12 protein-coding genes are annotated in these 13,924 nt (G+C 72.2%); 8 read left to right on the top strand and 4 right to left on the bottom strand.

Going from position 1 to position 13,924, the window contains the following annotated elements:
- The first annotated feature begins 139 nt into the window (after positions 1–139).
- On the top strand, positions 140–835 hold the full coding sequence (locus ABEB06_RS15660; RefSeq protein WP_345697475.1) for a hypothetical protein: 696 nt from the start codon (positions 140–142) through the stop codon (positions 833–835).
- 56 nt (positions 836–891) lie between these two features.
- Here ABEB06_RS15660 and ABEB06_RS15655 read toward each other — a convergent pair whose 3' ends face one another.
- The 3 genes from ABEB06_RS15655 to ABEB06_RS15645 form a co-directional block, all read right to left on the bottom strand.
- The gene (locus tag ABEB06_RS15655) at positions 892–1,332 is read right to left on the bottom strand and encodes a 2-oxo-4-hydroxy-4-carboxy-5-ureidoimidazoline decarboxylase (protein WP_425559777.1); all 441 of its coding nucleotides are present in this window, start codon (positions 1,330–1,332) and stop codon (positions 892–894) included.
- A 327-nt stretch (positions 1,333–1,659) separates the two neighbouring features.
- Positions 1,660–2,403, bottom strand: a complete 744-nt coding sequence (locus ABEB06_RS15650) for an SDR family oxidoreductase (RefSeq protein WP_345697474.1) — start codon at positions 2,401–2,403, stop codon at positions 1,660–1,662.
- 95 nt (positions 2,404–2,498) lie between these two features.
- Positions 2,499–4,538 carry a S53 family peptidase gene (locus tag ABEB06_RS15645; protein ID WP_345697473.1) on the bottom strand — a complete coding sequence of 680 codons (2,040 nt, stop codon included), beginning with the start codon at positions 4,536–4,538 and terminating at the stop codon, positions 2,499–2,501.
- 379 nt (positions 4,539–4,917) lie between these two features.
- Here ABEB06_RS15645 and ABEB06_RS15640 point away from each other — a divergent pair, with 379 nt between their 5' ends.
- The 7 genes from ABEB06_RS15640 to ABEB06_RS15610 all read left to right on the top strand — a co-directional run bounded on the left by ABEB06_RS15640 (position 4,918) and on the right by ABEB06_RS15610 (position 13,479).
- Positions 4,918–6,108: an amidohydrolase gene (locus tag ABEB06_RS15640; RefSeq protein WP_425559776.1), complete on the top strand. Its 1,191-nt coding sequence runs from the start codon at positions 4,918–4,920 to the stop codon at positions 6,106–6,108.
- A 267-nt stretch (positions 6,109–6,375) separates the two neighbouring features.
- The gene (locus ABEB06_RS15635) at positions 6,376–7,446 is read left to right on the top strand and encodes a BMP family lipoprotein (protein WP_345697471.1); all 1,071 of its coding nucleotides are present in this window, start codon (positions 6,376–6,378) and stop codon (positions 7,444–7,446) included.
- A gap of 44 nt (positions 7,447–7,490) precedes the next feature.
- On the top strand, positions 7,491–9,296 hold the full coding sequence (locus ABEB06_RS15630; RefSeq protein ID WP_345697470.1) for an ABC transporter ATP-binding protein: 1,806 nt from the start codon (positions 7,491–7,493) through the stop codon (positions 9,294–9,296).
- Positions 9,297–9,300: 4 nt separating this feature from the next.
- On the top strand, positions 9,301–10,455 hold the full coding sequence (locus ABEB06_RS15625; RefSeq protein WP_345697469.1) for an ABC transporter permease: 1,155 nt from the start codon (positions 9,301–9,303) through the stop codon (positions 10,453–10,455).
- Positions 10,452–11,717 carry an ABC transporter permease gene (locus ABEB06_RS15620; RefSeq protein WP_345697468.1) on the top strand — a complete coding sequence of 422 codons (1,266 nt, stop codon included), beginning with the start codon at positions 10,452–10,454 and terminating at the stop codon, positions 11,715–11,717. The genes ABEB06_RS15625 and ABEB06_RS15620 overlap by 4 nt, the downstream gene beginning before the upstream one ends.
- Entirely contained in the window at positions 11,714–12,103 is a 390-nt protein-coding gene (locus ABEB06_RS15615; RefSeq protein ID WP_345697467.1) for a cytidine deaminase, read from the top strand. The genes ABEB06_RS15620 and ABEB06_RS15615 overlap by 4 nt, the downstream gene beginning before the upstream one ends.
- A gap of 98 nt (positions 12,104–12,201) precedes the next feature.
- On the top strand, positions 12,202–13,479 hold the full coding sequence (locus tag ABEB06_RS15610) for a thymidine phosphorylase (protein ID WP_345697466.1): 1,278 nt from the start codon (positions 12,202–12,204) through the stop codon (positions 13,477–13,479).
- On the opposite strand, the gene ABEB06_RS15605 is transcribed toward ABEB06_RS15610, so the two are convergent.
- Complete coding sequence (locus ABEB06_RS15605) at positions 13,442–13,924, bottom strand: hypothetical protein (RefSeq protein ID WP_345697465.1); 483 nt, start codon at positions 13,922–13,924, stop codon at positions 13,442–13,444. The genes ABEB06_RS15610 and ABEB06_RS15605 overlap by 38 nt on opposite strands.

The following is a 13,924-nucleotide window of genomic DNA, read 5'->3' as shown; positions in this document are numbered from 1 at the left end:
ACCGGCCGCGAGCATCCTATCGACGCCATGTCCGCCGATGCCTCCGGGGGCCCCAGGTGTGATCAATCAGGCACGCACGGGCTAATCCAGGCGGGAACCGTGACGCAAAGTAGTCGATTCGTTGCGCTACGGTGCGCGCATGCCCCTCACCCGAACCGTCCGCGTCCTGGCGGTCGGCGCCCTCGCCCTGCTGGCCGGCTGCGGCTCCACCGCCCCCGCGCCGTCCGCCGACGGCGCCGCGCCGTCGGCGGCGCCGGACGCGGCCGCGCTGCGGGCCGCCGCCCTGACCGACGCCGACCTCGGGCCCGGCTGGACCGTCACCCTGATGAACCCCGGCCAGGGCGACCCCGCCGCGCCGGGGGAGAAGGCCGACCGCCCCGCCTGCCAGCCGATCCTGGACGCGGTCTCGCCCGGGGCCAGCGGCTCCGGCCCGCTCGCCGAGGTCGACCTGGACATCGCGCAGGCCGACGACGGGCGGCGCAGCGTCTACGCCGGGCTGCTCGCCTTCCGGGCCGGCCGGGCCGAGCGGATCCGGGCCGAGCTCGACCGGCTCCTCACCGTCTGTACCGCCTTCCACTCCGCGGCCGCGGGCGGTCCGACCACCACGCACCGGCTGCAGCGGATCGACACGCCCACCCCGGAGGGAGCGGACGCCGTCACCGCGTTCACCCTGACGAATGAATCCGAGGGCACCGCGCTGGTCCAGCGGGCCCTGATGGCCAGGACGGGCGAGGTGCTGGCGGTCTTCACCACGGTCGGCTCGCCGAAGGAGCCGACGCCCGAGCCCGACCGGCAGGTGGTCCGGGCGCAGCTGGCCAGGCTCACCCACCACTGACCGCCGGGCCCCGCTCCGGTGGAGCGGGGCCCGGCGGTGGGAGAGGGGCGGTGCGGTCAGCGCTTGCCGGCCGCCGCGTGGGTGGCCACCAGGTGCTCCAGGCGGGTCAGCGCGATCCGGCGCAGCTCCTCCGAGGCGACCAGGCGCTCCTCGTCCGGGTCGTTGGCGAGCCGGGTGCGGATCGAGGTGAGCACGCCGTCGAGCATCTCCTCCGGCTCCACCCCGTCGAGGGAGACCACGAAGACGTGGCCGAACCGGGCCTCGTACGCGGCGTGCGCGGCCCGCAGGGCGGTGTGCGCCGCCTGGCTCCCGGGGGCGCGCATGCCGAGCAGCGGCTGCGGCATCCAGCTCTCGTCGGCCAGCGCCTCGGCCAGGTCGGCCGGCCGCAGGTCGTACGACGCCTCGCTGGCGGCGGCGAGCAGGGACTCTATGTCGGGGTACGGCCGGTGTGCGGTGAGCCGCAGGGCCCACCGGTGACTGCCGCAGCAGGCGAGCAGGGCCTCCTCGGCGGCGCCGGAGTCGGCCTCGTTGAAGCGGTGAAGCCCGAGCAGGGACGGATCCGTCCGCGCGTCCAGACGCTGCGGCGGGATGTCGCTGGTCAGCGGGTCCTCCTCGTGAGGGCGGGAAGGGGGGATGCTCCAGAGACGAAAGTAGGTGCTGTGCGGTTGCGCGACGTACCTCGGCCCCAGGACCCGCTACGGGCCGCCCGGGCAGCGGCACCACGGTAGTTGAGCGCTCATCAGTTGTGGAGGCAGCGGACGGAATTCACTCGTACGAGCTATCAAGTTGTGATCCGCTGCCTCATGGCGTTCACCGGCGTCCGCTCAGCGCTCGCGGTGCACCTTGTGGTTGGCGGCCTGGGCGCGGGGGCGGACCACCAGCAGGTCGATGTTGACGTGGCTCGGCCGGGTCACTGCCCAGGAGACGGTGTCCGCGATGTCCTCGGAGGTGAGCGGCTCCGCCACGCCCGCGTAGACCGCCGCCGCCTTGTCCTCGTCGCCGCGGAAGCGGGTGACCGCGAAGCCCTCCGACTTCACCATGCCCGGGGCGATCTCGATCACCCGGATCGGCTCCCCGCACAGCTCCAGGCGCAGCGTCGCGGCGATGGTGTGCGCGGCGTGCTTCGCCGCCACGTACCCGCCGCCGCCCTCGTACGCGGCCAGCGCGGCGGTCGAGGACATCACCAGCACCGTGCCGTCGCCGGTCGCGCGCAGCGCCGGCAGCAGCGCCTGCGTCACGTGCAGCACGCCGAGCACGTTGACCTCGTACATGGCCAGCCAGTCCGCCGGGTCGCCCGCCTCCACGGTCTCCGCGCCGATCGCGCCGCCCGCGTTGTTGACCAGCACGTCCACCCGGCCGACCTCGGCGGCGAAGGCGTCCACCGCGGCCCGGTCGGTGACGTCCACGGTGTACGCGCGGCCGCCGATCTCCTTGGCCAGCGCCTCGATCCGCTCGGTCCGGCGGGCCGTCAGCACCACCTGGAAGCCGTCCGCCGCCAGCCGCCGCGCGGTCGCCGCGCCGATGCCGCTGCTGGCCCCGGTGACCACGGCCACCTTCTGCTCGCTCATTGCCCTGTCCCTCCGTGTCCGGTCGATCCGCACAGATCATCCCAGGAGGGCGACGAGCGGGGGCACGGGGAGCCGCGCCCCCGGCGGGGTGGACGTCAGCGGCGGAAGAAGGATCCGCCCGGGGTGCCGAGGCCGGTGGCGGTGTCGTAGCCGCGGGTCGCGGTCAGGCCGTAGTCGGAGGCGATCTTGTACAGGCGGACCTTGAGGACGCCGTTGACCTCGCCGAGGTCGACCACGTTGCCGAGCTTGGTGTGCACCTTGGCGTCGTCGACGTCGCGGAAGGCGCCGGTGCCGGCCCGGTCGTAGAGGTACGGGTTGGCGAAGCCGATCGCGCGGCCGCCGCGGGCGTCGATCGCGTCGGCGACCATCGCCGCGAACTCGGGCGCGGAGACCGAGGTGCCGCCGTAGCCGCCCTCGCTGTAGGTGCCGCCGGAGGTGTAGCCGACCAGGGTGGCGGCGACCAGGTCGCCGCTCATCGCGACGTCGGGGGTGGCGCGCAGCGGCGTGGCGGACGGGGTGCCGTCGGCCGCGGTGTGCGAGACGGAGTCGGGGACGACGCCGTGCTGGTACCAGGGCTGGGCGAAGTCCTTGGAGACGCCGCCGCCACCGCCGAAGTAGAAGTTGCCGGGGAAGGGCGTCCAGGACTTCTGGTCGGCGGAGAGGACCGAGCGCCGGTCGCCCATCGAGACCTCGTGGCCGTAGTGGCCGGCCTTGTCGGCGAGCTGCAGCGCGGTGCCGCCGACCGAGGTGACCCAGGGGGAGGCGGAGGGCCAGTCGGCCTGCGCCTGGCTGGTGTCGGCCTGGCAGTTGACGCCGGTGGCGGCGGCGCCGGGGGAGCTGTCGCCGCAGTCGCCGGAGGAGAAGGTGAAGCCGATGCCGGTGACCGCGCCGAGCTGGAAGAGCTGGTTGTCGGCGGCGACCACGGCGGGGTCGAGGTCCCCTCCGGTGCCGTGCATGATCTCGCCCCAGGAGTTGGAGACCACGTCGGCGAGGTGGCCGTCGACCACCTTGGCCATGGCGTCGTAGAGGTCGTCGTCGTAGCAGGAGTTGCCGCCGACGTAGACCACCTGGGCGTCGGGGGCGAGGCCGTGGGCCATCTCGACGTCGAGCGCCTCCTCGCCGGCCCAGCCGTCGGCGCCGCCGCACTCGTCCTGGTGGACCCACTTCTCCGGGGTGACGTACTCGGTGTACTGGCCCGGCGCGAACGGCCGGTCGCCGTGCAGGGTCGCGAAGCGGCCGGCGTCCTGCTCCATGGTGGGCAGGCCGTAGGCGTCGATGATCGCGATCCGGGCGCCCTTGCCGGAGACCTTGGCGTCGGTCACGCCGTAGGCCTTGCGGAGCTGGCTCGGGACGTACGAGCAGGGGGCGAAGGGCTCGTTCTTCTCGTAGCCCTCGGGCGCGCCCTTGGCGGTCTTCGAGCCGTAGCCGTCCTCGGAGCAGGTGGGGACGGTCGGCAGGGTGGCGGGCTGCTTGCGGTCCGGGCCGGCGGCCGCGGCCCGGGCGCGCTGCTCGGCCTCGCGGACCGGGACCGCGTGCGAGAGGTTCGGCCGGACCGCGTCGCTGAGCCCGCTGACGGCGAGCACCGCGCCGGCGGCGGCCGGGGGCACGGTGGCGTCCTGCGCCGGGGCGCGGTGCAGCCCGTCGGCGGTGCGGTAGCTGCGGAAGCCGGTGCCGAAGGCGCGGGACAGCGCTCCGGTGGTGCCGGAGACCTGCAGGTAGTGCGGGGTGCCGGCGTCCACGGTCAGGCCGGCGCCGGTCACCCAGGCGGTGACCGCCTCGACCTGCTCGGCGGTGGCGCCGAACCGGTCCTCGGCGTCGGCGTCGCCGAGGTACTTCCCGTACGCGGGGGAGGAGGGGTCGGAGACGGCGCGGGCGAGCGCGGCGAGCGCGTCCCGGTCGCGGCCGGCCAGGTAGATCCGGGCGCTGCCCGGGGCGGAGTCCGGTACGGCGCCCGCGTCGGCCTGGGCGGTGGCCCAGGCGGGGTGGGTGCCGGTGAGTTCCTTGGCGGTCGGCGCGGCGGTGGCGGCGCCGGCCGGGGCGGCGCCGGCCGGGGCGGCCAGCCCGATGGTTCCCAGGACCAGGGCCGCGGTCAGCGGCGCGGCCAGTCCGGCGAGCCGGTGGCGTGCGATGGGCACGACGGTTCCCCCCACGTGGTGAGTTGACGGAGTGTCATGCACGTCTGTTCGACTGTGCGGAAGCTGTCTATTCGCACGGTTGTGCCGGACTCAAGGGCGTGGGAGAAAGCTTTGCCCGCGCAGAGGGAACGTTTGACCTGGTTGGGGGCAGGCCGCGTGTCCGGAACGCGCCCGGGTCGTTGCACAGGGCAGCGATCGTCCGAAAGGCGGCTGAATCGAGATGTCATACCCATCCGCGCGGCCGGTATGCACCAATCCGGTGAGCTCTTCGACGGAAGCCGGGCAGAAAGCCCACCACCGGCCTACGATGGTTGAGGTGAACGATCCTCAGCCCGCCGCCCAAGCCGCCCTCGCGACCGACGTCCGCCCCGCCGCAGACCTGCGCGCCCGGGTACGCGCCCACGAGGCCGAGTTGATCGCCTTCCGCCGTGACCTGCACCGGCACCCGGAGCTGGGCCGTCAGGAGTTCCGCACCACCCGGCTGCTGCGCGAGCGGCTGCTCGCCGCCGGGCTGCAGCCCACCGTGCTCCCCGGCGGCACCGGCCTGCTGGTCGACATCGTCCCGGCGGGCACCCGCCCCGGCACGGAGCTGCTGGCGTTCCGCGCGGACATCGACGCGCTGCCGATCGACGACACCAAGACGGACGCGCCGTACCGCTCCACCCTGCCCGGCCGGGCCCACGCCTGCGGGCACGACGTGCACACCTCGGTGGTGCTCGGCACCGCCCTGGTGCTGGCCCGGGCCCGGGCGGCGGGCGAGCTGAAGCAGCCGGTCCGGCTGATCTTCCAGCCCGCCGAGGAGGTGATGCCCGGCGGCGCGCTGGACGTGATCAAGGCCGGCGGGATGGAGGGCGTCGGGCGGATCTTCGCCGTGCACTGCGACCCCAAGGTGCAGGTCGGCCGGGTCGGGCTGCGGGTCGGCGCGATCACCTCGGCCTGCGACCGGGTGCTGCTCACCCTGGACGGGCCCGGCGGCCACACCGCCCGCCCGCACCTGACCACCGACCTGGTCACCGCGGTCGCCAAGCTGGCCGCGGACCTGCCGTCCGCGTTCTCCCGGCGGATGGACCCGCGCTGGGGCGTCTCGCTGGTCTGGGGCCGGATCGCGGCCGGCTCCGCGCCGAACGTCATCCCGCTCCACGCCGAGCTGGAGGGCACCGTCCGCTGCCTGGAGCTGGCCGGCTGGCGGGAGGCGCCGGAGGTGATGGACGAGCTGGTCGCCCGGATCGCCGAGACCTACCGGGCCAAGTGGACCATCGACTACCACCGCGGGGTGCCGCCGGTGGTCAACGAGCAGGCGTCGATCGCCCAGCTGGAGGCGGCGATGACCGCCCGCTTCGCCGACGGCCGCGGCCCGGTGGTGGAGGACACCGAGCAGAGCCTCGGCGGCGAGGACTTCTCCTGGTACCTGGAGCACGCGCCGGGCGCGCTGGCCCGGCTCGGCGTCCGCGCCCCGCACGAGAAGGGCGTCCGGGACCTGCACCAGGGCGACTTCGACGTGGACGAGCGGGCCATCGCGGTGGGTGTGGAACTGTTCTCCTCGCTGGCCCTGGAGCACGGCCGGATCTGATCCCGGCGGGTGAACGCCGGGCCACCCCGGATTTCGGCGCGGTTACTGGCCCGGTGGGGCAAGATCGGCGTACCGTGGTGGCCCGATACCACTGGGTAGTGACATCGGGTTGAACATATGTGACGTTATGTCCGGATTTCTTCGGACGTCCGACCACATTTTGATAACAACCCGGATGGCCTCGCAGGCCGTAACACAACCGTGTTCTACGCGCGTTACGGTGGCGCTCGACCACGCCAAACGGGTGTGTGAGAAGGAGAAACTCCCTTGCGCCGTTCAATGAAGCTCGCCGCGGTTGTGCTCTCGGGTTCCCTGGGCATCGCCTCGCTCGCCGCTTGCGGCGCAAAGAGCGACTCGACCTCCGGTTCCTCTTCCGCCACCGCCGGCGCCGGTGCCTCCGGCCTCAAGGTCGGCATGGCCTACGACATCGGCGGCCGTGGCGACCAGTCGTTCAACGACTCCGCCGCCCGTGGTCTCGACAAGGCCAAGAACGAGCTGGGTGCCACGGTCTACGAGGCCGAGGCCAAGACCGGTGAGGCCGAGACCGACAAGGAGCAGCGTCTCAAGGACCTGGTCTCGTCGGGCTACAACCCGGTCATCGCCGTCGGCTTCGTCTACCAGGACGCGGTCAACAAGGTCGCGAAGGACAACCCGAACGTCAAGTTCGCGATCATCGACTCGGCGTCGGCCGACCAGCCGACCAACGTCACCTCGCTGACCTTCTCGGAGGAGCAGGGCTCCTACCTGGCCGGTGTCGCCGCCGCCCTGAAGTCCACCGCGAAGCACGTCGGCTTCATCGGTGGCGTCCAGTCCGAGCTGATCAAGAAGTTCGAGGCCGGCTACGTCGCGGGCGTCCACTCGGTCGACCCGAACATGAAGGTCGAGGTCACCTACCTCACCACCCCGCCGGACTTCTCGGGCTTCACCGACCCGGGCAAGGGCAAGCAGGCCGCCCAGGGCCAGCTCGACAAGGGCGCGGACGTCATCTACTCCGCCGCCGGCTCCTCCGGCAACGGCGCCATCGAGGCCGTCGCCGGCGCCAACAAGTGGGCCATCGGCGTCGACTCGGACCAGGCCGCCCAGCCGGCCCTGCAGAAGTACAGCGCCCGCATCCTCACCTCGATGGTGAAGAACGTCGACGTCGCGGTCTTCAAGTACATCGAGTCCGTGAAGAACGGCAACCCGATCACCGGTGTGAAGAACTTCGACCTGAAGGAGGGCGGCGTCTCGCTGGCCACCACCGGCGGTCACATCGACGACATCAAGAAGCAGCTGGACGAGGCGGCCGCGAAGATCACCTCCGGCCAGACCAAGATCCCGACCGCTCCGCAGGGCTGATCCAAGCCCCACCTCCACCGGCTGCCGTCCGGCAGCGGGTATGAATGACGGAGAGTCAGGGAGGGGCCCGGACGGATGCGCACCCCGCGCATCCCCCGGGCCCCATCCCGTTCCCCGTCCGTAGATCTCTCCAGCGCGACGATGCGCCAGACGACCACGAGGAGATCGCCATCACCGGCTCCGACCCCGCCCTCCCGGGCGGACTCCCCAGCGCGGGGACGGCGACACCGGCCGTCGAACTGCGCGGTATCACCAAGCGCTTCCCCGGCGTCGTGGCCAACCACGACATCGACATCACCGTGCAGCGCGGCACCGTGCACGCCCTGATGGGCGAGAACGGCGCGGGCAAGTCGACGCTGATGAAGATCCTCTACGGCATGCAGAAGCCGGACGAGGGCACCATCACCATCAACGGCGAGCAGGTCGAGTTCAACACCCCGGGCGACGCCATCGACCGCGGCATCGGCATGGTGCACCAGCACTTCATGCTCGCGGACAACCTCACCGTGTGGGAGAACGTCGTCCTCGGCGGCGAGAAGCTGCACGGGATAGGAGCCAAGGCCAAGGCGAAGATCCGCGAGATCTCCGACCAGTACGGCCTCGGGGTCAGGCCCGACGCCCTGGTCGAGGACCTCGGCGTGGCCGACCGCCAGCGCGTGGAGATCCTCAAGGTCCTCTACCGCGGGGCCCGGATCCTGATCCTGGACGAGCCCACCGCCGTCCTGGTGCCGCAGGAGGTCGACGCGCTCTTCGGCAACCTGCGCGACCTCAAGGCCGAGGGCGTCACCGTCATCTTCATCTCGCACAAGCTGCACGAGGTGCTCTCGGTCGCCGACGCGATCAGCGTGATCCGCCGCGGCACCACCGTCGGCGACGCCGACCCGCAGAGCGTCACCGCCCGCCAGCTGGCCGAGATGATGGTCGGCGCCGAGCTGCCCTCCCCGCAGACCCGCGAGTCGACCGTCACCACCACCGAGATGCTCACCGTCGACGCGCTGCGGATCGCCAAGCCGGACGCCGAGGGCATCGAGCGCGTGGTCCTCGACGACATCTCGCTGACCATCCACAAGGGCGAGATCCTCGGCATCGCCGGCGTCGAGGGCAACGGCCAGGCCGAACTGGTCGAGGCCATCATGGGCATGCTGCCGCTGGACGCCGGCCGCGTCTCGCTGGACGGCAAGGACCTCACCGGCGCCCTCACCCGGGCCCGCCGCGAGGCCGGCATCGGCTACATCCCCGAGGACCGCCACCGGCACGGCCTGCTGCTGGAGGCCCCGCTCTGGGAGAACCGGATCCTCGGCCACGTCTCCGAGACCCCCAACTCCAAGGGCCCGCTGCTCGACCCGGCCGGCGCCCGCAAGGACACCCTGCGGATCGTCGAGGAGTACGACGTCCGCACCCCCGGCATCGAGGTCACCGCGGCCTCCCTCTCCGGCGGCAACCAGCAGAAGCTGATCATCGGCCGCGAGATGAGCCACAGCCCCAAGCTGCTGATCGCCGCCCACCCGACCCGCGGCGTGGACGTCGGCGCGCAGGCGCAGATCTGGGAGCAGATCCGCTCCGCGCAGCGCGAGGGCCTCGCGGTGCTGCTGATCTCCGCCGACCTGGACGAGCTGATCGGCCTCTCCGACCGGATCCAGGTGATCTACCGCGGCCGCCTGGTCGCCGACGCCGACCCGGCCACCGTCACCGCGGAGGACCTGGGCACCGCGATGACCGGTGCGGCCCGCGGCCACATCGAGTCCGAGCCCGACGCGGTCGCCGAGGCCCAGGCCGTCGCCGCCGAGGGCACCGAGACCCAGTCCGACGGTCCGACCGACACCGCCGACGACCCGCAGGCGGGGGAGTAACCCGATGACCACTGAGAACCCCGCCGCGAAGGCGTCCTTCAAGGACCGCTTCGACGGCGAGCGCATCCTGCTGGCCCTGGCCGCGCCGGTGCTCGCGGTGCTGCTCTCCGCGGTGATCTGCGGCGTGCTGCTGGCGATCTCCGGCAAGGACCCGTTCAACGCCTTCCAGGTGATGTGGGACTACGGCACCGCCTCGGACGGCCAGGTGCTCACCCTGAACCGGGCCACCACGTACTACGTCGCCGGTTGCGCCGCCGCCTTCGGCTTCCGGATGAACCTGTTCAACATCGGCGTCGAGGGCCAGTACCGGCTCGGCATGCTGTTCGCCGCGTACGTCGGCAGCCAGGTCGACCTGCCGTCCGTGCTGCAGATCCCGCTGCTGCTGATCACCGCGATGCTGGTCGGCGGCCTGTGGGCCTCGATCGCCGCCCTGCTGAAGGTCTACCGCGGCGTCAGCGAGGTCATCTCGACCATCATGCTGAACGCCATCGCCACCGCGGTGGTCGGCCTGCTGCTCGTCCCGGGCGTCTTCGCCCCGGCGAAGGGCGGCAGCAGCAACGCGATCAACACCGCGCCGGTCTCGCAGTCCAGCCACTTCTTCACCATCCCGACCGCGGGCGGCGACCTGTACGGCTTCATCTTCGTCGCCATCGCGATCGGCGTGCTGTTCCACTTCACCCTCAGCCGCACCCGGTTCGGCTTCGACCTGCGCGCCACCGGCCGCTCGGAGACGGCCGCCAAGGCCTCGGGCGTCAACGTCAAGCGCATGATCATCACCAGCATGGTGGTGTCCGGCGCGCTGGCCGGCATGATCGGCCTGCCGGAGCTGCTGCAGCACTCGTACTACTTCGGCCAGAGCGTGCAGCTGAACCTCGGCTTCATCGGCATCTCGGTCGCCCTGCTCGGCCGCAACACGCCGATCGGCATCGTCTTCTCGGCGCTGCTGTTCGCCTTCCTCGACGTCGCGGGTACCCGTCTGCCGCTGCGCGGCGACTACCCGCAGGAGATCGTCGCGGTCATGCAGGGAACCATCGTCATCTGCGTCGTCGTCGCCTACGAGCTGGTCCGCCGCTACGGCCTGAAGCGCCAGCAGCAGAAGGTCGGCGCCGAGCTCGCCGCCCAGGCCGCCGCGGCCGCCAAGAAGGAGGTCTCGGCGTGAGTACGGCAATTGCCACCAAGCCGAAGTCGGGCGGGGCTCCCGCCAAGCGCGGGAAGATCACCTGGCCCGTCGTCCTGCTGCTGATCGCCGGTGCCCTGGTGCTGGTCTCCGCGGTCGAGGCGTACACCGGCAACTACGGCCTGACCTCCTCCGGGCAGGTCAGCGCGGCGCTCTCCTCGGCCGTGCCGATCGCGATGGCCGGTCTCGGCGGTCTGTGGTCGGAGCGGGCCGGCGTGGTCAACATCGGCCTCGAAGGCATGATGGTCGCCGGCACCTTCTGCGGCGCCTGGGCGGGCTACCTGGTCAACCCGTGGGTCGGCCTGCTGGCCGGCATGGCGGGCGGCGCGCTCGGCGGTCTGCTGCACGCGCTGGTCACCGTGACCTTCGGCGTCGACCACATCGTCTCCGGCGTCGGCATCAACCTGCTGATCCCCGGCATCTGCGCGTACGTCAACCGGATCTACTACAAGGACTACGTGGCGAACGGCGCGGGCGCCAACCAGTCGCCGCCGGCCGACCCGCTGCCCGAGATCACCGTTCCGGGCCTCTCCAGCTGGCTGGAGAGCATCGAGTCGCACCACTGGTTCCTGGTCTCCGACGTCGCCGGCATCCTCGCCGGCCTGGTCACCAACCTGTCGGTGGTCGTGGTGATCGCCGCCGTGCTGCTGGTCGTCACCTACTTCCTGCTCTGGCGCACGGTGTTCGGCCTGCGGCTGCGCTCCTGCGGCGAGAACCCCACCGCCTCGGAGTCGCTGGGCGTCAACGTCTACAAGTACAAGTACTACGCGGTGGTCGCCTCGGGCGCCTTCGCCGGCCTCGGCGGCGCGTACCTCTCGCTGGTCGCCGCGCACTTCTACAAGGACGGCCAGACCCAGGGCCGCGGCTTCATCGGCCTCGCCGCGATGATCTTCGGCAACTGGATGCCCGGCGGCCTCGCCATGGGCGCCGGCCTGTTCGGCTTCACCGACAGCCTCCAGCTGCGCGACGCGGACAACGTCCACGTCCTGCTGCTGGTCATCGCGATCGCCATGGCGCTGCTCGCGCTCTGGCAGCTCTACCGCCGCAAGTTCACCGGCGCGGTGATCAGCGCGGTCGTCGCCGTCGGCCTGGGCCTGTGGTACGCGCTCACCGACACCGTCCAGCGTCCGCTGATCGTCGCCACCCCGTACGTCATCACGCTGGTCGTGCTGGCCCTCGCCTCACAACGCCTGCGGATGCCCAAGGCGGACGGCCAGATCTACCGCAAGGGCGAGGGCAAGTGACGGCCGCCGTCGACTGGGCGCGGCTGCGCGAGGCCGCGCGGGAGGCGATGGCGCACGCCTACGCCCCGTACAGCAAGTTCCCGGTCGGGGCCGCGGCCCTGGTCGACGACGGGCGCACCGTCACCGGCTGCAACGTGGAGAACGCCTCGTACGGGCTCGGGCTGTGCGCCGAGTGCGGCCTGGTCTCCGCGCTGCACGCCGGCGGCGGCGGCCGACTGGTGGCGTTCACCTGCGTGGACGGCGCCGGCGAGCTGCTGATGCCGTGCGGCCGCTGCCGCCAGCTGCTGTTCGAGCACGGGGGCCCCGAGCTGCTGGTCCAGCTGCCCTCCGGGGTGCGGACGATGAGCGAACTGCTGCCCGACGCCTTCGGGCCGGAGCGGCTCTAGTCGCTGAGGTTGTTACGCGCGTAGAGTGTCGCGGGAGAGCAGGACATCCCGCGGCACTCTACGCATTTCTGACCCACCCTCCGGGAGAGAACAACACCATGGACGCCATCTCCGTCATCAGGACCAAGCGCGACCGCGGCGAACTGACCGATCCGCAGATCGACTGGGTGATCGACGCCTACACCCGCGGCGAGGTCGCCGACGAGCAGATGTCCGCCCTCGCCATGGCGATCCTGCTCAACGGCATGAACCCGCGCGAGATCAGCCGCTGGACCGACGCCATGATCCGCTCCGGCGAGCGGATGGACTTCACCGCCCTCGGCGTCCCCACCGCCGACAAGCACTCGACGGGCGGCGTCGGCGACAAGATCACCCTCCCGCTCGCCCCGCTCGTCGCCGCCTGCGGCGCCGCCGTCCCGCAGCTCTCCGGCCGCGGCCTCGGCCACACCGGCGGCACCCTCGACAAGCTCGAATCCATCCCCGGCTGGCGGGCCCTGCTCTCCAACGACGAGATGATGGACGTCCTGCGCACCACCGGCGCCGTCATCTGCGCCGCCGGCGACGGCCTCGCCCCCGCCGACAAGAAGCTCTACGCCCTCCGCGACGTCACCGGCACCGTCGAGGCCATCCCGCTGATCGCCTCCTCGATCATGTCCAAGAAGATCGCCGAGGGTACGGGCGCCCTCGTGCTGGACGTCAAGGTCGGCAGCGGCGCCTTCATGAAGAACCTCGACGACGCCCGCGAACTCGCCCGCACCATGGTCGGCCTCGGCAACAGCGCCGGCGTCAACACCGTCGCCCTGCTCACCGACATGTCCGTGCCGCTCGGCCTCACCGCCGGCAACGCGCTCGAAGTCCGCGAGTCCGTCGAGGTCCTCGCCGGCGGCGGCCCCGCCGACGTCGTCGAGCTCACCCTCGCGCTCGCCCGCGAGATGCTCGCCGCTGCCGGCGTCCACGGCAAGGACCCCGCCGACGCCCTGCGCGACGGCTCCGCCATGGACCACTGGCGCCGCATGATCGCCGCCCAGGGCGGCGACCCCGACGCCACCCTCCCCGTCGCCCGCGAGCAGCACGTCGTCACCGCCCCCGCGAGCGGCGTCCTCACCGAACTCGACGCCTACGCCGTCGGCGTCTGCGCCTGGCGCCTCGGCGCCGGCCGCGCCCGCAAGGAGGACCCCGTCCAGGCCGGCGCCGGCGTCGAGATCCACGCCAAGCCCGGTGCCGAGGTGACCGCCGGCCAGCCGCTGCTCACCCTGCACACCGACACCCCCGAGCGCTTCGACTACGCGCTGGAGGCGCTGACCACCGGCATCACCGTCAGCCCGGCCGGCACCGCCTTCACCGCCGACCCGATCGTCCTCGACCGCATCGCCTGACACGCCGCGTACGGACGGCCGTGCCCCCGGAGCGGGGGTGCGGCCGTCGGCGCGTGGATCGGACGGGCAGCAGGCGGTCCAGTAGGAACTCGTCGCCGGTGGCGGTGACCAGGGTGCGCGACTGCAGCCGGTACCGGCCGGGTGCGAGCTCGACGGTGCGGACGTCCTCCCACCCCGGCTCGTCCCGGAGCGGGTCGACGGCGGCCACCAGACCCCCGTCGTCGTCCGCCGAGTACCAGCGGGCGAACGCCGACACCCCGGGCAGCCAGGTGACCGACAGCGGCTCGCCACCGAGGGACACGACGTCGCCGTGCCCCGGCAGCTCGAACGCGGCCGCGTACTCGCCGGTCCACTCGTCGGCGGCCTCCCCGCCCCACGTGGGCACCGCGGCCTCGGGCAGCGGGACGTAGCGCCCGAAGTCGGTTCCGCCGATCCAGCTGTGCAC

This window comes from Kitasatospora terrestris (assembly GCF_039542905.1).
In the GTDB taxonomy this organism is placed as follows: domain Bacteria; phylum Actinomycetota; class Actinomycetes; order Streptomycetales; family Streptomycetaceae; genus Kitasatospora; species Kitasatospora terrestris.
The sequence above is the reverse complement of the archived record's forward strand: the minus strand, read 5'-3'. Positions and strand labels throughout refer to the sequence as shown.

Bases quoted from the DNA above. Each gene is read 5' to 3' on its own strand.
- ABEB06_RS15650 (WP_345697474.1), bottom strand. From the start codon at position 2,403: ATGAGCGAGCAGAAGGTGGCCGTGGTCACCGGGGCCAGCAGCGGCATC.
- ABEB06_RS15630 (WP_345697470.1), top strand. From the start codon at position 7,491: ATGACGGAGAGTCAGGGAGGGGCCCGGACGGATGCGCACCCCGCGCAT.
- ABEB06_RS15660 (WP_345697475.1), top strand. From the start codon at position 140: ATGCCCCTCACCCGAACCGTCCGCGTCCTGGCGGTCGGCGCCCTCGCC.
- ABEB06_RS15625 (WP_345697469.1), top strand. From the start codon at position 9,301: ATGACCACTGAGAACCCCGCCGCGAAGGCGTCCTTCAAGGACCGCTTC.
- ABEB06_RS15610 (WP_345697466.1), top strand. From the start codon at position 12,202: ATGGACGCCATCTCCGTCATCAGGACCAAGCGCGACCGCGGCGAACTG.